Origin of the sequence: Streptomyces sp. NRRL F-525 (assembly GCF_000716605.1) — a bacterium.
Taxonomy (GTDB): domain Bacteria; phylum Actinomycetota; class Actinomycetes; order Streptomycetales; family Streptomycetaceae; genus Streptomyces.
The window spans coordinates 92,539-113,123 of sequence record NZ_JNXE01000014.1; the positions used below are offsets into that span (position 1 = coordinate 92,539).

Here is a 20,585-nt window from a genome sequence, read left to right on the forward strand (position 1 = left end):
AGGCTGTTGGCCATGGTGATAGCGCAGCCCGAGCGGGGCGGGCTGCTGCCCGAACGGACGGCACCCCATCGCGGATCGCTCGCCACCACCGCCTGCATGGAGACTCTGCAGGTGGGCTATCTGCACGCCGTCGCCGCCGCGGCCGGCTGCTCGCTGTCGCAACCCTTTCCGGACAACGGCATCGACTGGCACGTCAGTCACGGCTCGCCCGGGCACACGGTGGACGACGAGGTCACGATAAAAGTGCAGCTCAAGTGCACTTACCAGATCCCGCCGAATCCGCCGGGACGTTCCTTCTCCTTCACGCTCGACAACGACCATCTGCGCAAGCTCGCCCGCACACCGGTCTCGGTGCACAAGATCCTGGTCGTGATGCTCGTCCCGCGTTCGCAGGACGACTGGCTGCGCGCCAGCCACGACCGGCTCGACCTGCGGCACTGCTGCTACTGGGTCAACCTCGCCGGTCACGCGATCACCGGCAGGAACCGGACCACCGTGCGAATACCGACCTCGCGCATCTTCGACGACCGGGCGCTGTGCGAGATCATGACGCGGGTCGGGACGGGAGGCAGGCCATGAGGCACCGCTCGGTCGAGGAACACCTGCGGACGGTACGGCCGCACCCCGTGGACCCCACCTCCTGGGAACAGCCCCCGGAGCCCGACCAGGTCGACCCCGCCGTCCTCGGCGCCCTGCTGCGCCGGCACGGCTGGCAGCGGCGCGGCGGAGCGCCCGGACGGTACGGCCGCTGGACCCCACCCGGGCCCGGCGGCTCCGGGACGAGCCTCCTGGTCCCCGAGAGCCGGGCCTTCCCCGACAGTGACGACCTCCTCGGCGAGGCGCTCGACGCGCTCGCCCGCAGCAACACCCCCTCCGCCCGCGAGGTCCTCGTCGGCCTCGCCGTACCGAGCGACGAGATCCGCTGGTGGCGCGACATCCCGACCGGCCCCGCGGGCGTCGCGTCCTGGACCGTGGAGGAGCAACTCCGCGCCGCCGCCCGCCAGATGCTGCTCGCCGCCGCACTCGCCACACGCGCGCGTGCCGGTTATTACGGCGCCCGCCACCGCCGCCCCGCCGCCGCGTCCCTCGAACACGTCCTCGTCGGCTCCGCGCCCGGCGGCCGCCAACTCACCGCGTTCGTCCCGGTCGAGACCGGCCGCGCTCTCGCCGTACGCCTCCACCAGGCCCTGTACGCCACCCGCGAGGCCATCGACTACGAGCGGGCCACCGGCGGCATGGACGCCTTCGACGGGGCCGTAGAAGCGGGCGTGAGCCGGGAGTTGACCGAAGCCGTCGTCGCGCTCGTGCGCGGTACGGAGGGTGCCCGGATCGCCGTCGAGTGGGCGCCCGGCGCGGGTGTCCCCGAGGGCTGCTCCGCCCCCGTCGAGGCCGTCGAGTTCTCGCCCGGCGACCTGCCCGTGCTGCGCGCGGCCGGGGCCCGCTATCTGCGCGAGGAACCGTCCATGCCTGTGCGGATCACCGGCTCGGTGGTACGGATGCGCAGGTCGGGGCCGCGCGGCGAGGGCACCGTACGGATGCAGGTGATCGCCGGCGCGGAGGTCGGGCACGTCCGGATGACCCTGGACGAGGAGTCGTATCGCATAGCCGGGCACGCCCACCTCGTCGGGCTGCCGGTGCGGGTGCACGGGCGGCTGGAGAGCCGGGGTGGGTTCCGGCGGCTGACCGGTGCCTCCGGGGTCGTACCCGTGCAGGTGGACGAGGCGGAGCGGGACCGGCTGATGAAGTCCCTCCAGGAGAACCTCGACTTCTTCGAGGAGGCGTGCAGCGGGGAGGACTGAGCCAGGGGAGTGGGGGCGACCGTTTCGCGGTGGGCCCCTTAGGGTCGGTACGATCCCCTATTGCGCGCGCTCACGGTATGGCGCCGCATCCACCCTGTAGTCAGGAGAGACCCGTGTCAGACGTCCGTGTGATCATCCAACGCGATTCCGAGCGGGAAGAGCGCACGGTGACGACGGGCACCACGGCCGCGGAACTCTTCGCCGGCGAGCGCTCGATCATCGCCGCGCGCGTGGCCGGGGAGCTCAAGGACCTGGCGTACGTCGTCTCCGAGGGGGAGGAAGTCGAGCCCGTCGAGATCTCCTCCACCGACGGCCTCAACATCCTGCGCCACTCCACCGCGCATGTCATGGCGCAGGCCGTGCAGGAGCTGTTCCCCGAGGCCAAGCTGGGCATCGGCCCGCCGGTCAAGGACGGTTTTTACTACGACTTCGATGTCGAGCGGCCGTTCACGCCCGAGGATCTCAAGGCCATCGAGAAGAAGATGCAGGAGATCCAGAAGCGGGGGCAGAGGTTCTCGCGCCGCGTCGTCACCGATGAGGACGCCCGCGAGGAGCTGGCCAACGAGCCGTACAAGCTCGAACTCATCGGCATCAAGGGCTCCGCGTCCACGGACGACGGCGCGGACGTCGAGGTCGGCGGCGGCGAGCTGACGATCTACGACAACCTCGACGCCAAGACCGGCGACCTGTGCTGGAAGGACCTCTGCCGCGGTCCGCACCTGCCCACCACGCGCAACATCCCGGCGTTCAAGCTGATGCGCAACGCGGCCGCCTACTGGCGCGGCAGCGAGAAGAACCCCATGCTCCAGCGCATCTACGGCACCGCCTGGCCCTCCAAGGAGGAGCTGAAGGCGCACCTCGACTTCCTGGTCGAGGCCGAGAAGCGCGACCACCGCAAGCTGGGCAGCGAGCTGGATCTGTTCTCCATCCCGGAGCAGATCGGCTCCGGCCTCGCGGTCTTCCACCCCAAGGGCGGGGTCGTCCGCCGGGTCATGGAGGACTACTCGCGGCGCCGGCACGAGGAGGAGGGCTACGAGTTCGTCTACACGCCGCACGCGACGAAGGGGAAGCTCTTCGAGACGTCCGGGCACCTGGACTGGTACGCCGACGGCATGTACCCGCCCATGCAGCTCGACGAGGGCGTGGACTACTACCTCAAGCCCATGAACTGCCCGATGCACAACCTGATCTTCGACGCGCGCGGCCGCTCGTACCGTGAACTGCCGCTGCGCCTCTTCGAGTTCGGGACCGTGTACCGGTACGAGAAGTCGGGCGTCGTGCACGGTCTGACCCGGGCGCGCGGCTTCACGCAGGACGACGCGCACATCTACTGCACGCGCGAGCAGATGGCCGACGAGCTCGACAAGACGCTCACCTTCGTCCTCAACCTGCTGCGGGACTACGGCCTGACGGACTTCTACCTGGAGCTGTCGACCAAGGACCCGGAGAAGTTCGTCGGCTCGGACGAGGTCTGGGAAGAGGCCACGGAGACGCTGCGCCAGGTCGCCGAGAAGCAGGGTCTGCCGCTCGTTCCCGACCCGGGTGGCGCCGCGTTCTACGGTCCGAAGATCTCCGTCCAGACGAAGGACGCGATCGGGCGGACCTGGCAGATGTCCACGGTCCAGCTGGACTTCAACCTGCCGGAGCGGTTCGACCTGGAGTACACCGGGCCCGACGGTTCCAAGCAGCGGCCGGTCATGATCCACCGCGCGCTGTTCGGTTCCATCGAGCGGTTCTTCGCGGTGCTCCTGGAGCACTACGCGGGCGCGTTCCCGGCGTGGCTGGCGCCGGTGCAGGCGGTCGGGATCCCGATCGGCGACGGGCACGTGGAGTACCTGGAGAAGTTCGCCGTGGCGGCGAAGAAGAAGGGGCTGCGCGTCGAGGTCGACTCGTCCTCGGACCGGATGCAGAAGAAGATCCGCAACGCGCAGAAGCAGAAGGTCCCGTTCATGGTCATCGTCGGCGACGAGGACATGAACGGCGGGACGGTGTCCTTCCGTTACCGCGACGGCTCGCAGGAGAACGGCATCGCCTTCGACGACGCCATCGCGAAGATCGAGCAGGTCGTGGCGGACCGCGTGCAGGTCTGATCCTGTTGCTTTGAGAGGCCCTCGGGGAGTTCTTCAGCTCCCCGGGGGCCTCTCGTCGTCCTCCCTCGTGAAGACCTGGAGCAGCCAGGAGGCGAAGGTTCCGGTGACCGCGCCGAGCAGGGCCAGGCCGATGGCCATCATGCCTACGGCGATCAGGCGGCCGAGCGGGGTGACGGGGGCCACGTCGCCGTAGCCGACGGTCGCGAAGGTCGCGCAGGTCCACCACACGGCGTCGCCGAAGGTCTTTATCGTCGCGCCCGGGGCCGCGTGTTCCTCGTGGTAGACGGAGAGGGCGCCGGCGAAGCCGAGCAGGACGGTGGACAGGCCGGCGTAGACGATCACGCGCGCGTGCAGGGCGAGTCGGGGTTGTCCGTGCCGTCGCTGGACGGCCTCGTAGACCCTGACGACGCGCAGTGGCCGGAGGAGGGGCAGGAGCAGGACCAGGGTGTCCAGCCAGTGCGTGCGGACGAAGCGCAGGTGCTGTCGGCTCAGGCGCCAGCGGACCGCGTAGTCGACGGCGAAGAGCGCCCACGCGGCGAACAGCACGGCGAGGCAGAGGTCCTGCCAGGTGTCCGGCAGGCCGTGGGCCAGGATGCGCACCGCGTAGGCGGCGAGGAAGACCAGGGACGCCACGGCGAGGGGGACCTCAGTGCGCTGCTCCCAGCGGGCCTTGCGGCTGTCGTCGTCCATCGGCCCAGCTTGGCGCGGGAGGGGTTTCGCGCAACCCCGGCGACACGCCGCGAACGGGCGAAGCCATATGCTTCCCTGCATGACGAGTGAGCCGGAGCAGCAGATCGGAGTGGGCACGCCGGACGCGTTCCAGCGCCTCTGGACGCCCCACCGGATGGCCTACATCCAGGGCGAGAACAAGCCGACCGGCCCCGGTGCCGACGACGGTTGCCCCTTCTGCTCGATTCCGGCGAAATCGGACGAGGACGGGCTGATCGTCAGGCGCGGTGAGCTGGTGTACGGGGTGCTCAATCTGTACCCGTACAACGGCGGCCATCTGATGGTCGTCCCGTACCGTCACGTCGCGGACTACACCGACCTGACGGACGCGGAGACCGTGGAGCTGGCGGCGCTCACCAAGCAGGCGATGACGGCCCTGCGCACCGCGTCCGGCGCGCACGGTTTCAACATCGGCATGAACCAGGGGAGCGTGGCGGGCGCGGGCATCGCCGCCCACCTGCACCAGCACATCGTCCCGCGCTGGGGCGGCGACACGAACTTCATGCCGGTGGTCGGCCACACGAAGGTGCTGCCCCAACTCCTCGCGGACACACGGAAGATGCTCGCGGACGCGTGGCCCACGGCGTGAGCCACGCGATCGTCCAGTCGGCTACGCGTCGTAGAGGTCCGCCTTCTTCGGTGACACGTCCTGCACGCCTCCGCTGAGGGCCGACGATCGGCTGCTGAACTTCTCCGTGTCCACGCCGTTCTCGTCCAGGACGCGGATCGCCGCGGCGTGGACCACGCGCAGGACCGGTGTCGCGGCGCGCAGCGCGTCGTCCGCCATGAAGCGGTGGCGCCAGGGCTGGTCGGCCCAGGCATGCCGCAGGCCGAACGGCTCGGGCAGGGATATGGAACCGCCCAGCCAGTTCAGCAGCGGCGGGTACCAGGTGATCGGGGCGCGGACCGCGAGGCGTACGACCTCGCCGGCGGGGACGAGCGGGAGCTTGACCTTGCGGGTCTCCCACGGCTTGAGGGTCTTCTGGACGTCCTTCGACGGGGCCTCGGGCTTGCCGGTGAACAGCGAGTTCACCGGCCCGAGGGCGTGCCCGGTGATCTCGACGCGCAGCGTTTTGTGCAGCACGGTCACCGTGATCATCATGGTCATGACCAGCTGGCCTTCCCAGAGCGTCCACTGGACACCCAGGTAGTGCCGGTCGCCGCTGCCGAACTGCTGCTTGTTGCAGATGTCTTGTATGGCGTGCGTCTTGACCTGGTACGCGTCCACGTCTGTGCCCTCGGGCCGGGACACCGCCTTGGCGCCCTCTCCGATATGCGTGACGACCCAGTGCCGTATGGATGCCTTCGGGAAGCCGCCGGTGTTGATCGTGTTCCGCTCCAGCATGCGCAGGTCGTCGTGGATGTTGCGGATGACGTCCCAGCTGCGGAAGGGGTGGATCTCCCGGTCGGCGTCCCGCGCGATCAGGTCCTCGGCGAGCTGCCAACTGCCCCAGCGGGTGCCCATGCCGAGGATGCCCTTGGTGCCTGCGTAGAAGATGGAGTTGGACTGCTGCTCGGCGCTGAGTTTGGCCAGGGACTGGCGCAGTTGCTCGGCCTGCGTCTCGCCGGGGCTGGTCGGCACCGCCTCCGGGACCTTGGCGCCGACGCTGCTGCCGGACAGCAGGCTGTCCCAGCGCCCGCGCAGGTCCTTCGCGGTGTTCTCGCAGACCTGCTTGGCCCACAGCCAGCCGACCACGGGGAGGATAACGCACGCGCGTGCGTACCAGGACCAGAAGCCGTGGAACGGCATCTTGATCAGGAAGATCACGGCGACGGCGCCCACCGCGACGAGCAGAGTCGTGGCGATCGCACCGGCCCTCTTGTTGTTCTTGGTGCCTTTGTCGATCATGCTCCGCAGCTGGAAGACCAGCAGCCAGACGATGAGCCCGGGCAGGAAGAGCAGGCCGCACAGCACCATGATCATGGACAGCCTGTTGTCCCGCGCGCGGCGGATGTTGTTGGCCGCCAGGGCATGCTCGACGACGGACTGCGGTTCGGTGCCGAACGACTGGATGAGCGGCTTGCGTCCGGGGCCGAGCATGCGGGCCACCACGGCTCCGGAGAACGCCTCACCGAGGTTGGGGCGGAAGAGCGTCGTCCAGATTCCCGGATTGACCGTCGTCTGGTGCCATTCGTTGTCGGCCTTCTTGATGTCGGCCACCGGGTTGTCCCGGTAGGCCGCCGAGGCCAGCGCGAAGGTCGCCGTCTGCCCCTCGTCGCCGGTACGCGGCACCTGTGGTCCGAAGATGTCCGCGTAACCGCTGTCAACGGTCATTCCCGCCCCCGATCGCCGCTGTTCCCGCTTCTGCGGCTTTCCCGACTTCCGTGCTCCGCACACCTGTTGATCAGGTCATCAGCGTATCGGCCATCACTGACATCCGTCGGCGGACAGCGGAAGCTGCCCGCCGACCCGGAAGTGATCGTTCCTTTTAGGTCACTTGTGGGTCGCCGCACGCCACAAGTGAGCCCCTCGGCATCAACTCCTAGGCGTCGCCCGCCTCTTCGCGGATCCGTTCGGCGATCTGTGGAGGCATCGGCTCGTGGCGGGCGTAGGCGCGGTTGAAGCGCGCGGTGCCGTGCGAGAGGGAGCGGAGGTCCACGGCGTAGCGGCCGATCTCTATCTCCGGTACCTCGGCGCGGATCAGGGTGCGCCCGCCGGTCGTCTGCTCGGTGCCGAGCACGCGGCCCCGGCGCCCGGAGAGGTCGCTCATGACCGCGCCCACGTAGTCGTCGCCGACCAGCACGGTCACCTCGGCCACCGGTTCCAGGAGATGGATCTTCGCGTCCACCGCGGCCTCTCGCAAGGCCAGCGCCCCGGCCGTCTGGAACGCGGCGTCCGAGGAGTCCACCGAGTGCGCCTTGCCGTCCAAGAGCGTGATCCGTACGTCCAGAAGCGGATGGCCGGCCGCGACTCCCCTCGCCGCCTGGGCCCTTACGCCCTTCTCCACCGACGGGATGAACTGCCGGGGCACCGCGCCGCCGATGACCTTGTCCACGAACTCGATGCCCGTGCCGCCCGGCAGCGGCTCGACCTCGATCTCGCAGATCGCGAACTGCCCGTGCCCGCCGGACTGTTTGACGTGCCGGCCGCGTCCCTGCGCCTTGGCGGCGAACGTCTCCCGTAGGGAGACCTTGTGCGGTACGAGGTCCACCTGGACGCCGTAGCGACTGCGCAGCCGTTCCAGCGCGACGTCCGCGTGGGCCTCGCCGAGGCACCACAGGACGACCTGGTGGGTGTCCTGGTTCTGCTCCAGGCGCATGGTCGGGTCCTCGGCGACGAGCCTGCTCAGGCCCTGCGAGAGCTTGTCCTCGTCGGCCTTGCTGTGTGCCTGGATGGCGAGTGGCAGCAGGGGGTCGGGCATCTCCCAGGGCTCCATCAGGAGCGGGTCGTCCTTGGCCGAAAGCGTGTCCCCGGTCTCCGCGCGGCCGAGCTTCGCCACGCACGCGAGGTCGCCCGCGATGCAGTGCGTGAGCGCCCGCTGCTGCTTGCCGAAGGGCGCGGACAGGGCGCCGACGCGTTCGTCGACGTCGTGGTCCTCGTGCCCGCGGTCGGCGAGGCCGTGCCCGGAGACGTGGACGGTCGCGTCGGGCCGCAGCGTCCCGGAGAAGACGCGCACCAGGGAGACGCGGCCGACGTACGGGTCGGAGGCGGTCTTCACGACCTCGGCGACCAGCGGACCGTTCGGGTCGCACGGCTTGAGCTCACGCGCCCTGCCGTCGACCGTGGTGACCCCGGGCGCCGTGCGCTCCAGCGGGGTCGGGAAGCCGCCTGTGATCAGCTCCAGCAGCTCGACGGTGCCGAGACCCTGCCGGGCTCCCTCGGCGGCCGGAGCGGCCGCCAGAACGGGAAAGAAGACCCCGCGCGCCACGGCCCGCTCCAGATCGCCGATCAGCGTCTTGACGTCGATCTCCTCGCCGCCGAGATAGCGGTCCATGAGGGTCTCGTCCTCGCTCTCCGCGATGATCCCCTCGATGAGCCGGTTGCGCGCCTCCTCGATCCGCGGCAGCTGGTCCGGCCCGGGCTCGGACTCCTTGCGCTCCCCGGAGGCGTAGTCGAACAGCTTCTGCGACAGCAGCCCGACCAGACCGGCCACGGGCGCGTGCCCGTCCGGCCCAGGCGCGCCGTGCAGCGGCAGATACAGGGGGAGTACGGCGTCGGGGTCGTCCGCGCCGAAGGCCTCCGCGCAGTACCGGGTCATCGACTCGAAGTCCGCGCGGGCGGACTCCAGATGCGTGATGACGATGGCGCGCGGCATGCCGACCGCCGCGCACTCCTCCCACACCATGCGGGTCGAGCCGTCCACGCCGTCGGAGGCCGAGACGACGAAGAGGGCCGCGTCCGCCGCGCGCAGACCGGCCCTCAACTCGCCGACGAAATCGGCGTACCCGGGGGTGTCGAGAAGATTGACCTTGTACCCGTCCCAGTCGACGGGCACCAGGGAGAGCTGCACCGAGCGCTGCTGCCGGTGCTCGATCTCGTCGTAGTCGGAGACGGTGCCGCCGTCCTCCACGCGGCCCGCCCGGTTCACCGCCCCCGCGGTCAGCGCGAGGGCCTCCACCAGAGTCGTCTTGCCCGATCCGGAGTGGCCGACCAGCACCACATTCCGTACGGACGCGGGTTGGTCGGCCGCTGTAGCCCTGCCGGCGGCTCCGGGGTGTGCGTTCGCCTTGTCGCCCATGGCCTTGCCTCCCGTACACGGTGAGGTCACTGTGGGCGCGGACACACGCAGCCGCGTGCGGTGGCGGCTCCGATGACGCCCGCGGTGGTTCGAGCTTTCCACTCCGGTCACGGTGCGTCCATACAGCGGACGCGATCCGGCCGCCGGCACCGATGGCATCGAGTCGTGCCGCGGCCATTCAAAACACGGGCGCACGGGTGCCCGGCCGTCAGCCACGCGCGCGCGTGGCTACGATGGGCCAGCCGGTGGCCAGCAGGGGCCGCGCGGCGACACCGACCCTCCGGGAAGGCCATGCTGAACAAGTACGCGCGTGCATTCTTCACGCGTGTCCTCACGCCGTTCGCCGCGTTTCTGATCCGCCGGGGCGTCAGCCCCGACACGGTCACCCTCCTCGGCACCGCCGGGGTGGTCGCGGGCGCGCTGGTCTTCTATCCCATGGGCGAGTTCTTCTGGGGCACGGTCGTGATCACGCTGTTCGTGTTCTCCGACCTCGTCGACGGCAACATGGCCCGCCAGCTGGGCCGTTCCAGCCGCTGGGGCGCCTTCCTGGACTCCACGCTCGACCGGGTCGCCGACAGCGCGGTCTTCGGCGGCCTGGCCCTCTGGTACGCGGGCGGCGGCGACAACATCGCCCTGTGCGCCGTCTCGATCTTCTGCCTGGCCAGCGGCCAGGTGGTGTCGTACACCAAGGCGCGCGGCGAGTCGATCGGCCTGCCGGTCGCCGTCAACGGCCTGGTCGAGCGGGCCGAGCGGCTCGTGATCTCACTCGTGGCGTGCGGTCTCGCCGGTCTGCACAAGTTCGGCGTCCCGGGCATCCAGTGGCTGCTGCCGATCGCGCTGTGGATCGTCGCCGTCGGCAGCCTGGTCACGCTGATCCAGCGGGTCGTCACCGTCCGCCGGGAAGCCGCCGAGGCCGACGCCACGGCGGCCCAGGAGGCCCCGGAACAGCACAGCAGCGGGGCGACTCCGTGAGCAGTGCCCAGGAGCGGCTGACGGACGCGCTGTACGGCCTGGGCTGGAGCGCCGTCAAGAAGCTCCCCGAGCCGGCCGCCGTCCGGCTCGGCCGCACCGTCGCCGACCTCGCCTGGAAGCGGCGCGGCAAGGGCGTTCAGCGGCTGGAGAGCAACTACGCGCGCGTGGTGCCCGACGCGAGCCCCGAGCGGCTCGCCGAGCTCTCGCGCGCGGGCATGCGGTCGTACCTGCGCTACTGGATGGAGTCCTTCCGGCTCCCCGCCTGGAGCGCCGAGCGGATCCGCACGGGCTTCGAGCCCAAGGACGTCCACCACCTCACCGACGGCATCGCCTCCGACCGCGGTGTCATCCTCGCGCTGCCCCACATGGCCAACTGGGACCTCGCCGGCGCCTGGGTCACCACCAAGCTGGAGACCCCGTTCACCACGGTGGCCGAACGCCTCAAGCCGGAGACGCTCTACGACCGTTTCGTCGCCTACCGCGAGGGCCTCGGCATGGAGGTCCTCCCGCACAGCGGCGGCACCGCCTTCGGGACGCTCGCCCGCCGCCTGCGCGACGGCGGCCTGGTCTGCCTGGTCGCCGAACGCGACCTGTCCGCCTCGGGCGTCGAGGTGAAGTTCTTCGGCGAGGCCACCCGCATGCCCGCAGGACCGGCCCTCCTGGCCCAGCAGACGGGCGCGCTCCTGCTCCCCGTGACGCTCTGGTACGACGACTCGCCGGTCATGAAGGGCCGGGTCCATCCACCGGTCGAGGTGCCCGAGTCAGGTGACCGGGCCGAGAAGACGTCTGTCATCACACAGGCGCTGGCAGACGCTTTCGCCACCGGCATCGCCGACCACCCGGAGGACTGGCACATGCTGCAGCGTTTGTGGCTCGCGGATCTCGACCCCACGAAGGGGCCCTCGTGAGGATCGGCATCGTCTGCCCCTACTCCTGGGACGTGCCGGGCGGCGTCCAGTTCCACATCCGAGACCTCGCCGAGTACTTCATCCGGCTGGGCCACGAGGTCTCCGTCCTGGCCCCGGCCGACGACGACACCCCGCTGCCGCCCTACGTCGTCTCGGCCGGCCGCGCCGTCCCGGTGCCGTACAACGGCTCGGTGGCCCGCCTGAACTTCGGCTTCCTCTCCGCCGCCCGGGTCCGACGCTGGCTGCACGACGGCGAGTTCGACGTCATCCACATCCACGAACCGACCTCGCCGTCCCTGGGCCTCCTGGCGTGCTGGGCGGCACAGGGCCCGATCGTCGCCACCTTCCACACCTCGAACCCGCGCTCCCGGGCGATGATCGCCGCGTACGCCATCCTCCAGGCCGCCCTGGAGAAGATCAGCGCGCGCATCGCCGTGAGCGAGTACGCCCGCCGCACCCTGGTCGAACACCTGGGCGGCGACGCGGTGGTGATCCCGAACGGCGTCGACGTCGACTTCTTCGCCCGAGCCGAACCCAAGCCCGAGTGGCAGGGCGAGACCATCGGCTTCATAGGGCGCATCGACGAGCCCCGCAAGGGCCTCCCGGTCCTGATGAACGCCCTCCCGAAGATCCTCGCCGAGCGCCCGCACGCCCGACTCCTGGTGGCCGGCCGCGGCGACGAGGAGGAGGCCGTCGAATCGCTCCCCAAGGAACTGCGTTCACGCGTCGAGTTCCTCGGCATGATCAGCGACGACGACAAGGCCCGCTTCCTGCGCAGCATCGACCTCTACGTAGCCCCCAACACCGGCGGCGAGAGCTTCGGCATCATCCTCGTGGAGGCCATGTCCGCAGGCGCCCCGGTCCTCGCCTCCGACCTCCCCGCCTTCGCCCAGGTCCTCGACCAGGGCGTCGCCGGCGAACTGTTCCCCAACGAGGACGCGGACGCCCTGGCGGAGGCGGCCGTACGACTTCTGGGGGACCCCAAGCGCCTGGCGGAGCTGCGCCGGAGCGGGAGTTCCCACGTACGCCGCTTCGACTGGTCGACGGTCGGCGCGGACATCCTGTCGGTGTACGAGACGGTGACGGCGGGCGCGGCGGCGGTCGCGACGGACGAACGGACGGGACTGCGGGCGAGGTTCGGCTTGGCGCGGGACTGAGGGGCGGGGTTTGGAGGAGATGTGATGGGCGCCCCCTCCCAGCCAAGGCCGGCTACATCCAGCCCGTCCGGCGTTTGAGGACGAGGCCGAAGGCCGAAGCGGGGGCCTGGGGGCGGCAGCCCCCAGAACCCCAACCCCGGTATCCCCACCAACTCCCCGCACGAGACCCGGTCAACCCAAGTGGAACGGCCCCGTAGGGTTGCCGTCCGTGACCGCAACCCTGATCTGGATCCTCGTCGCCGTCGTCGCGATCGGCCTGTACCTGAGCTGGACCGCGGGACGGCTCGACCGGCTGCACGCGCGGATCGACGCGTCCCGCGCGGCCCTCGACGCCCAACTGCTGCGCCGCGCCTCGGTGACCCAGGAACTGGCCACCTCCGGTGTTCTCGACCCGGCTGCCTCGATCGTCCTCTACGAGGCCGCGCACGCCGCCCGGCAGGCCGAGGAGGAGCAACGGGAGGTCGCCGAGAGCGAGTTGAGCCAGGCCCTGCGTGCCGTGTTCGCGGAGGCCCCGCAGGTCGAGGGCGTCCGCGAGGCCCCTGGGGGAGAGGCGGCGGCCCACGAACTCACCGAGGCGGTACGGCGGGTGCCCATGGCCCGGCGCTTCCACAACGACTCCGTACGCGCGGCCCGCGCCCTGCGCCGGCACCGCAAGGTCCGCTGGTTCCGGCTGGCCGGACACGCCCCGTTCCCGATGGCCTTCGAGATGGACGACGAGCCACCGGCGGCACTGGTGGACCGAGCCGCGTAGAAAACAGCGGTGCAGCACAGCCGTAGAAGACCGCCGTAGGGCACAGCCGTAAGGCACGGGGGTTCGAAAACGATCCACTGCCTACCCATTGGCCCTTGCTGTGGCCTGCACCTCTCGCGTTTGCTCGGTACTGCAGAAACCCTCTTTCACCGAGTGAGGTCACCCCGTGTCCAGCACCCCCAGCTCCGCCCAGACTCCCGAGACCGGCACCGCGCGCGTGAAGCGCGGGATGGCCGAGCAGCTCAAGGGCGGTGTGATCATGGACGTGGTCAACGCCGAGCAGGCGAAGATCGCCGAGGACGCCGGTGCCGTGGCCGTCATGGCCCTGGAGCGGGTCCCCGCCGACATCCGCAAGGACGGCGGCGTGGCCCGGATGTCCGACCCGACGATGATCGAGGAGATCATCGAGGCGGTCTCCGTCCCGGTCATGGCCAAGTCCCGCATCGGCCACTTCGTCGAGGCCCAGGTCCTGCAGTCCCTCGGCGTCGACTACATCGACGAGTCCGAGGTCCTCACCCCGGCCGACGAGGTCAACCACTCCGACAAGTGGGCCTTCACGACCCCCTTCGTCTGCGGCGCCACCAACCTGGGCGAGGCCCTGCGCCGGATCGCCGAGGGCGCCGCGATGATCCGCTCCAAGGGCGAGGCCGGCACCGGCAACGTCGTCGAGGCGGTCCGCCACCTGCGCCAGATCAAGAACGAGATCGCCAAGCTGCGCGGCTTCGACAACAACGAGCTGTACGCCGCCGCCAAGGAGCTGCGCGCCCCGTACGAGATCGTCCGCGAGGTCGCCGAACTGGGCAAGCTCCCGGTCGTGCTGTTCTCCGCCGGTGGAGTCGCCACCCCCGCCGACGCCGCGCTGATGCGTCAGCTCGGCGCCGAGGGCGTCTTCGTCGGCTCCGGCATCTTCAAGTCCGGCGACCCCGCGAAGCGCGCCGCGGCCATCGTGAAGGCGACCACCTTCTACGACGACCCGAAGATCATCGCGGACGCGTCCCGCAACCTCGGCGAGGCCATGGTCGGCATCAACTGCGACACCCTCCCGGAGACCGAGCGTTACGCGAACCGGGGCTGGTGATGACCACTCCCGTAATCGGAGTGCTCGCCCTCCAGGGCGACGTACGGGAGCACCTGATCGCCCTGGCCGCGGCCGACGCCGTGGCCAGGCAGGTCAGGCGCCCCGAGGAACTCGCCGAGGTGGACGGTCTCGTCATCCCCGGGGGTGAGTCGACCACCATCTCCAAGCTGGCCGTCCTCTTCGGAGTGATGGATCCGCTGCGTGCACGCGTGCGTGCCGGAATGCCCGTCTACGGCACCTGCGCCGGCCTGATCATGCTCGCCGACAAGATCCTCGACCCGCGCTCGGGCCAGGAGACGGTCGGCGGCATCGACATGATCGTGCGCCGCAACGCCTTCGGACGTCAGAACGAGTCCTTCGAAGCAGCTGTCGACGTCCGGGGCATTGAGGGCGATCCTGTGGAGGGCGTCTTCATCCGCGCCCCCTGGGTCGAGTCCGTCGGTGCCGAGACCGAGGTCCTCGCCGAACACGAGGGCCACATCGTCGCGGTCCGCCAGGGCAACGCGCTCGCCACGTCGTTCCACCCGGAACTGACCGGCGACCACCGCGTGCACTCCCTGTTCGTCGACATGGTGCGCGCGAACCTGGCTCCGGGGTCCTAGTAGGATCTCTGGGGTTCGTAAAGAGTTGGGTTACGCGAAGGAGACAGGCAGATGTCCGGCCACTCTAAATGGGCTACGACGAAGCACAAGAAGGCCGTGATCGATGCCAAGCGCGGCAAGCTCTTCGCGAAGATGATCAAGAACATCGAGGTCGCGGCCCGCACCGGTGGCGCCGATGTGTCCGGCAACCCGACGCTGTTCGACGCCATCCAGAAGGCCAAGAAGAGCTCGGTCCCGAACAAGAACATCGACTCCGCGGTCAAGCGCGGTGCCGGTCTCGAGGCCGGTGGCGCCGACTACGAGACGATCATGTACGAGGGTTACGGCCCGAACGGTGTCGCGGTGCTCATCGAGTGCCTCACCGACAACCGCAACCGCGCCGCCTCGGACGTGCGTGTCGCCATGACCCGCAACGGCGGGAACATGGCCGACCCCGGCTCCGTCTCGTATCTCTTCAACCGCAAGGGCGTCGTCATCGTCCCCAAGGGCGAGCTGGGTGAGGACGATGTCCTCGGTGCCGTGCTCGACGCCGGTGCCGAAGAGGTCAACGACCTGGGTGACACCTTCGAGGTCATCTCCGAGGCCACCGACCTGGTCGCGGTCCGCACCGCGCTCCAGGACGCCGGCATCGACTACGACTCCGCCGACGCCAACTTCGTCCCGACCATGCAGGTCGAGCTCGACGAGGACGGCGCCCGCAAGATCTTCAAGCTGATCGACGCCCTGGAGGACAGCGACGACGTGCAGAACGTCTTCGCCAACTTCGACGTCAGCGACGAGGTCATGGAGAAGGTCGACGCGTAGCGCTGCCGCGAGCTGAAGTCGAACAAGCGGTTCAACGGGCCGACGGGACACACCCCGTCGGCCCGTCGCTTTGTCAGTGACACCCGATAGCCTGCACAAACAGGCGATCGAACGAGGGGGGTTGGTGTGCGGGTACTGGGAGTCGACCCCGGACTGACGCGCTGCGGGGTCGGTGTCGTCGAGGGCGTCGCGGGCCGGCCGCTCACCATGGTCGGCGTCGGTGTCGTACGGACCCCGTCGGACGCCGAGTTGGGCCTGCGCCTCGTCGCCATCGAGCAGGGCATCGAAGCCTGGCTGGACGAACACCGGCCCGAATTCGTCGCCGTGGAGCGGGTGTTCAGCCAGCACAACGTCCGTACGGTGATGGGCACCGCCCAGGCCAGCGCCGTAGCGATGCTCTGTGCCGCCCGGCGCGGCATCCCGGTCGCCCTGCACACCCCCAGCGAGGTCAAGGCCGCCGTCACCGGAAGCGGCCGCGCCGACAAGGCCCAGGTGGGCGCGATGGTGACCCGGCTGCTACGGCTCGACGCGCCCCCGAAGCCCGCCGACGCGGCCGACGCCCTCGCGCTCGCCATCTGTCACATCTGGCGCGGCCCCGTGACCAACCGCCTCCAACAGGCCGTCGCCCAGAACCGGTTGCAACAGGCGGTCGCCCAACACGCGGCCGGCACGCTGAAAACCCCGCAAGCCCAGCAAGCACCGAAGACCCCGCACGCATCGAAAGGCCGTACCGCATGATCGCCTTCGTCAGTGGCACGGTCGCCGCCCTCGCCCCCGACACCGCGGTGCTGGAGGTCGGCGGTGTCGGCATGGCCGTCCAGTGCACGCCGAACACGCTGTCCACGCTCCGCCTCGGCAAGCCCGCCAAGCTCGCCACCTCCCTCGTCGTCCGCGAGGACTCGCTCACCCTGTACGGCTTCGTGGACGACGACGAACGCCAGATCTTCGAGCTGCTCCAGACCGCGACCGGCGTCGGCCCCCGGCTCGCGCAGGCGATGCTCGCGGTGCACACCCCGGACGGGTTGCGTCGAGCGGTGGCGGCGGGGGACGAGAAGGCGCTGATGGCCGTGCCCGGCATCGGCAAGAAGGGCGCCCAGAAGCTGCTGCTGGAGTTCAAGGACCGGCTCGGCGCACCGGTGGGATCCGCCCCGGCGATCGGCGCCCCGGTCACCAGCGGCTGGCGCGATCAGCTGCACGCCGCGCTCATCGGCCTCGGGTACGCCACCCGCGAGGCCGACGAGGCCGTGGCCGCCGTAGCACCGCAGGCCGAGGCCGCTCAGGGCACGCCGCAGGTCGGGCAGTTGCTGAAGGCGGCCCTGCAGACCCTGAACCGCGCCCGCTAGGAGAACCGTCAGTGAACTGGGACGACACGACCGACGAGACCGCCGCCGAGCGGCTGGTGGGCTCGGTCGCCGACCGCGAGGACCAGGCCGTCGAGGCCGCCCTGCGCCCCAAGGACCTGGGCGAGTTCATCGGCCAGGAGAAGGTCCGCGAACAGCTCGACCTGGTGCTGCGCGCCGCACGCGCGCGTGGCGCCACCGCCGACCACGTGCTGCTCTCCGGTGCCCCGGGCCTCGGCAAGACCACCCTGTCGATGATCATCGCGGCCGAGATGGAGGCCCCGATCCGCATCACCAGCGGGCCCGCCATCCAGCACGCCGGCGACCTCGCCGCGATCCTCTCCTCCCTCCAGGAGGGCGAGGTCCTCTTCCTCGACGAGATCCACCGCATGTCACGGCCCGCCGAAGAGATGCTCTACATGGCGATGGAGGACTTCCGCGTCGACGTCATCGTCGGCAAGGGCCCCGGCGCCACCGCGATCCCGCTGGAGCTGCCGCCGTTCACCCTGGTCGGCGCCACCACGCGCGCGGGACTGCTGCCGCCCCCGCTGCGCGACCGCTTCGGCTTCACCGCGCACATGGAGTTCTACGAACCCACCGAGCTGGAGCGCGTCATCCACCGCTCGGCGAACCTGCTCGACGTGGAGATCGACCCCGCAGGCGCCGCCGAGATCGCCGGCCGCTCCCGCGGCACCCCCCGCATCGCCAACCGACTGCTGCGCCGTGTACGGGACTACGCGCAGGTCAAGGCCGACGGCTTCATCACCCAGGACATCGCCGGAGCCGCCCTCAAGGTCTACGAGGTCGACGGCCGCGGCCTCGACCGGCTCGACCGCGGTGTCCTCGAAGCGCTGCTCAAGCTGTTCGGCGGCGGACCGGTCGGCCTGTCCACGCTCGCCGTCGCCGTGGGGGAGGAGCGCGAGACCGTCGAGGAGGTCGCCGAACCCTTCCTCGTACGGGAGGGACTGCTGGCCCGCACCCCGCGCGGACGCGTCGCCACCCCGGCCGCGTGGGCGCATCTGGGCCTCACCCCGCCCCGCTCGTCAACCGGGGGAAACGGACAAGGGGACCTGTTCGGGGCGTGACGGCGGGGGCACTGGCCGGGTCAGGAACCCCGGTGCCATGCTGAGCGTTGTTCCATCAGCGTGGACTCGCTTAGACTCCGCCGATGCCGCCTTTGTGGGCGGCGCCGACCACCCCCATCCACCAGGCCGCTCACCGCCGCGGTCGTGCGAAGGAAATTCCGTCCCGTGAATATCGTGACCCTTCTCCCCTTCATCGTGCTCATCGGGGCCATGTTCCTGATGACCCGCTCTGCCAAGCGCAAGCAGCAGGCGGCCGCGTCGATGCGTAGTGACATGCAGCCCGGCACCGGCGTCCGCACGATCGGGGGCGTGTACGCGACGGTCAAGGAGGTCAACGAGGAGACGGTCCTTCTCGACGCGGGCCCGGGCGTCGAGCTCCTCTTCGCGAAGAACGCGATCGGCGCCGTCCTCACCGACGACGAGTACAACCGCATCGTCCACGGCGTCGAGCACGACCTGAAGGACGACGCCGACATCGTCCCGGACGACGCCTCCTCCCTCACCGAGACCGACGAGCCCGCCGCCGTCTCTTCCGACGACAAGCCCATCGACCTCGGCAAGAAGGACGCGGCCGACGAGCCGGCCGACGCCACCGAGGAGCCGGCGAAGCCCGCCGAGGCGAAGACGGAAGAAGAGCCGAAGAAGACCGACGGCGACACCGACGCGAAGTAGTAACGTCCCGGGAGCGCGGCGCGACCCGCTCGCGCCCCGCGCACCCGGTACGTGCGTCACTCGCACGGGATCCCGACACCATGTCATGGCCGTAGCCGCGCTGACCCGGCGCGGAGCGGCCCGAGAGGGAGTACGAGAAGGTGGCAGCACCTAAGAGGGGCCGCAGCGCGAGCGCCCAGAGCAAGCCGTGGCGCTCGCTGGCCCTCATCCTGATCGCCATCGTGGCGCTCACCGGTGGCATGTTCGCATCCGGGCACAACACTCCGCGTCTCGGCATCGACCTGGCCGGCGGCACGAGCATCACCCTGCAGGCGGTGGCCCAGCCCGGCGAGGAATCGTCGATCAACAAGACCAACATGGACACCGCGGTCGACATCATGAACCGCCGTGTCAATGGTCTTGGTGTCTCGGAGGCCGAGGTCCAGACCCAGGGCTCCAAGAACATCATCGTCAACATCCCCAAGGGCACGAACTCGGAGGAGGCAAAGCAGCAGGTCGGTACGACCGCCAAGCTGTACTTCCGCCCGGTCCTGGCCACGGAGGCCTCAACGGGCGCCGCGACGGCCAGCCCGTCCCCGAGCGCGTCCGGCAGCGCCTCCAGCAGCCCGTCGAGCTCGGCCAGCTCCAAGGCGACCGCCTCCTCGTCCAAGACCGGCTCCGCGACCCCGTCGGCCACCGCCACCTCGCAGGGCCGTGCCGCCAGCGACGCCCTGAAGGCCGACGCCACCTCGTCCGCGAGCCCCAGCGCCTCGGCCTCCGCCACCCCGTCGGCGACCAGCAGCGCCGCCGCCAGCGCGGCGGCCGCCAAGTTGGAGGCCCAGTACACCGCGCTCGACTGCTCCAAGAAGTCGGTGCAGAACACCGCCGGCAAGAATGCCAGGGCCGAGGACGCGACCGTGGCGTGCGGCCAGGTCTCGGGCGTCTGGTACAAGTACGTGCTCGGCCCCGCCGCAGTGGACGGCACCGACGTCAAGAAGGCCGCGGCCGTCCTGAACACGACGACCGCCGCCGGCTGGCAGGTCACCATGGACTTCACCGGCAAGGGCGGCGACAAGTTCGCCAAGGTCACCGGTGAACTGGCGAAGAACACCGCCCCGCAGAACGAGTTCGGCATCGTCCTCGACGGCCAGGTCGTCTCCAGCCCCTCCGTCAGCTCGTCGATCACCGGCGGCAGCGCGGAGATCTCCGGCAGCTTCAGCCAGGAAGAGGCCCAGAGCCTCGCCAACATGCTGTCGTACGGCGCCCTGCCGCTGACCTTCAAAGTGGCGAACATGACCACCGTGACCGCCGCCCTCGGCGGTGAGCAGCTGCACGCCGGTCTGATCGCGGGCGCGATCGGTCTCGCGCTGGTCGTCATCTACCTGCTGATCTTCTACCGCGGCCTGTCGGTCATCGCGATCCCCTCGCTGCTGGTCTCCGCGATCCTCACGTACGTGATCATGGCACTGCTCGGCCCGGGCATCGGCTTCGCGCTGAACCTGCCGGCGGTCTGCGGTGCGATCGTTGCGATCGGTATCACCGCGGACTCGTTCATCGTGTTCTTCGAACGCATCCGGGACGAGATCCGCGAGGGCCGCTCGCTGCGTCCCTCCGTCGAGCGGGCCTGGCCCCGTGCCCGGCGCACCATCCTGGTCTCCGACTTCGTGTCGTTCCTCGCCGCCGCGGTGCTGTTCATCGTCACCGTTGGCAAGGTCCAGGGCTTCGCGTTCACCCTCGGTCTGACCACCGTGCTCGACGTGGTCGTCGTCTTCCTCTTCACCAAGCCGCTGATGACCATCCTCGCCCGCAGGAAGTTCTTCGCGGACGGCCACAAGTGGTCCGGCATCGACCCGAAGGCGCTGGGCGCCAAGCCGCCGCTGCGCCGCACCCGCCGTCCCGCCGGTTCTGCCGCGGGCCCTGTCGACCCGAAGGAGGCGTGA

Annotated in this window: 19 protein-coding genes; 16 read left to right on the forward strand and 3 right to left on the reverse strand. The window is 70.0% G+C overall.

Annotation, left to right across the window (positions count from 1 at the left end; translation table 11 throughout):
• Positions 1–12: 12 nt before the first annotated feature.
• From OO69_RS20895 to thrS, 3 genes are all read left to right on the forward strand, one after another.
• Positions 13–579, forward strand: a complete 567-nt coding sequence (locus OO69_RS20895) for a DUF4365 domain-containing protein (protein WP_033282246.1) — start codon at positions 13–15, stop codon at positions 577–579.
• Positions 576–1,799 carry a hypothetical protein gene (locus OO69_RS20900; RefSeq protein ID WP_033282247.1) on the forward strand — a complete coding sequence of 408 codons (1,224 nt, stop codon included), beginning with the start codon at positions 576–578 and terminating at the stop codon, positions 1,797–1,799. Before OO69_RS20895 ends, OO69_RS20900 begins: the two co-directional genes overlap by 4 nt.
• Before the next feature lie 113 nt (positions 1,800–1,912).
• Positions 1,913–3,889, forward strand: a complete 1,977-nt coding sequence (gene thrS, locus OO69_RS20905) for a threonine--tRNA ligase (RefSeq protein ID WP_033282248.1) — start codon at positions 1,913–1,915, stop codon at positions 3,887–3,889.
• A 33-nt stretch (positions 3,890–3,922) separates the two neighbouring features.
• Here the strand turns inward: thrS and OO69_RS20910 are convergent, their stop codons facing one another.
• On the reverse strand, positions 3,923–4,579 hold the full coding sequence (locus OO69_RS20910) for a potassium channel family protein (protein WP_033282249.1): 657 nt from the start codon (positions 4,577–4,579) through the stop codon (positions 3,923–3,925).
• Between the two features lie 67 nt (positions 4,580–4,646).
• Here OO69_RS20910 and OO69_RS20915 point away from each other — a divergent pair, with 67 nt between their 5' ends.
• Positions 4,647–5,207 carry an HIT family protein gene (locus tag OO69_RS20915; RefSeq protein ID WP_033282250.1) on the forward strand — a complete coding sequence of 187 codons (561 nt, stop codon included), beginning with the start codon at positions 4,647–4,649 and terminating at the stop codon, positions 5,205–5,207.
• Positions 5,208–5,228: 21 nt separating this feature from the next.
• On the opposite strand, the gene OO69_RS20920 is transcribed toward OO69_RS20915, so the two are convergent.
• Positions 5,229–6,893, reverse strand: a complete 1,665-nt coding sequence (locus OO69_RS20920) for a hypothetical protein (protein WP_033282251.1) — start codon at positions 6,891–6,893, stop codon at positions 5,229–5,231.
• Between the two features lie 208 nt (positions 6,894–7,101).
• Positions 7,102–9,297: an elongation factor G-like protein EF-G2 gene (locus OO69_RS20925; protein WP_033282252.1), complete on the reverse strand. Its 2,196-nt coding sequence runs from the start codon at positions 9,295–9,297 to the stop codon at positions 7,102–7,104.
• Positions 9,298–9,588: 291 nt separating this feature from the next.
• Between OO69_RS20925 and pgsA the strand changes: the two genes are divergently transcribed.
• The 12 genes from pgsA to secD all read left to right on the forward strand — a co-directional run bounded on the left by pgsA (position 9,589) and on the right by secD (position 20,585).
• Positions 9,589–10,269, forward strand: coding sequence for a phosphatidylinositol phosphate synthase (gene pgsA, locus OO69_RS20930; protein ID WP_033282253.1), 681 nt, complete (start codon positions 9,589–9,591; stop codon positions 10,267–10,269).
• Positions 10,266–11,177 carry a phosphatidylinositol mannoside acyltransferase gene (locus OO69_RS20935; protein WP_033282254.1) on the forward strand — a complete coding sequence of 304 codons (912 nt, stop codon included), beginning with the start codon at positions 10,266–10,268 and terminating at the stop codon, positions 11,175–11,177. Before pgsA ends, OO69_RS20935 begins: the two co-directional genes overlap by 4 nt.
• On the forward strand, positions 11,174–12,334 hold the full coding sequence (locus OO69_RS20940; protein WP_033282255.1) for a glycosyltransferase family 4 protein: 1,161 nt from the start codon (positions 11,174–11,176) through the stop codon (positions 12,332–12,334). The genes OO69_RS20935 and OO69_RS20940 overlap by 4 nt, the downstream gene beginning before the upstream one ends.
• A gap of 208 nt (positions 12,335–12,542) precedes the next feature.
• A complete protein-coding gene (locus tag OO69_RS20945; protein ID WP_033282256.1) occupies positions 12,543–13,085 on the forward strand; it encodes a membrane protein in 543 nt (180 codons plus the stop codon).
• Between the two features lie 166 nt (positions 13,086–13,251).
• Positions 13,252–14,163, forward strand: a complete 912-nt coding sequence (pdxS, locus tag OO69_RS20950) for a pyridoxal 5'-phosphate synthase lyase subunit PdxS (RefSeq protein ID WP_033282257.1) — start codon at positions 13,252–13,254, stop codon at positions 14,161–14,163.
• Entirely contained in the window at positions 14,163–14,765 is a 603-nt protein-coding gene (gene pdxT, locus OO69_RS20955) for a pyridoxal 5'-phosphate synthase glutaminase subunit PdxT (protein WP_033282258.1), read from the forward strand. Before pdxS ends, pdxT begins: the two co-directional genes overlap by 1 nt.
• Positions 14,766–14,816: 51 nt before the next feature.
• A complete protein-coding gene (locus OO69_RS20960) occupies positions 14,817–15,569 on the forward strand; it encodes a YebC/PmpR family DNA-binding transcriptional regulator (RefSeq protein ID WP_033282259.1) in 753 nt (250 codons plus the stop codon).
• A 126-nt stretch (positions 15,570–15,695) separates the two neighbouring features.
• A complete protein-coding gene (gene ruvC / locus OO69_RS20965; RefSeq protein ID WP_033282260.1) occupies positions 15,696–16,307 on the forward strand; it encodes a crossover junction endodeoxyribonuclease RuvC in 612 nt (203 codons plus the stop codon).
• A complete protein-coding gene (ruvA, locus tag OO69_RS20970; RefSeq protein ID WP_033282261.1) occupies positions 16,304–16,912 on the forward strand; it encodes a Holliday junction branch migration protein RuvA in 609 nt (202 codons plus the stop codon). Before ruvC ends, ruvA begins: the two co-directional genes overlap by 4 nt.
• Positions 16,913–16,923: 11 nt before the next feature.
• Positions 16,924–17,994 carry a Holliday junction branch migration DNA helicase RuvB gene (ruvB, locus tag OO69_RS20975; RefSeq protein ID WP_019059776.1) on the forward strand — a complete coding sequence of 357 codons (1,071 nt, stop codon included), beginning with the start codon at positions 16,924–16,926 and terminating at the stop codon, positions 17,992–17,994.
• Positions 17,995–18,159: 165 nt separating this feature from the next.
• Positions 18,160–18,666, forward strand: coding sequence for a preprotein translocase subunit YajC (yajC, locus tag OO69_RS20980; RefSeq protein ID WP_033282262.1), 507 nt, complete (start codon positions 18,160–18,162; stop codon positions 18,664–18,666).
• 140 nt (positions 18,667–18,806) lie between these two features.
• The gene (gene secD / locus OO69_RS20985; protein ID WP_199810994.1) at positions 18,807–20,585 is read left to right on the forward strand and encodes a protein translocase subunit SecD; all 1,779 of its coding nucleotides are present in this window, start codon (positions 18,807–18,809) and stop codon (positions 20,583–20,585) included.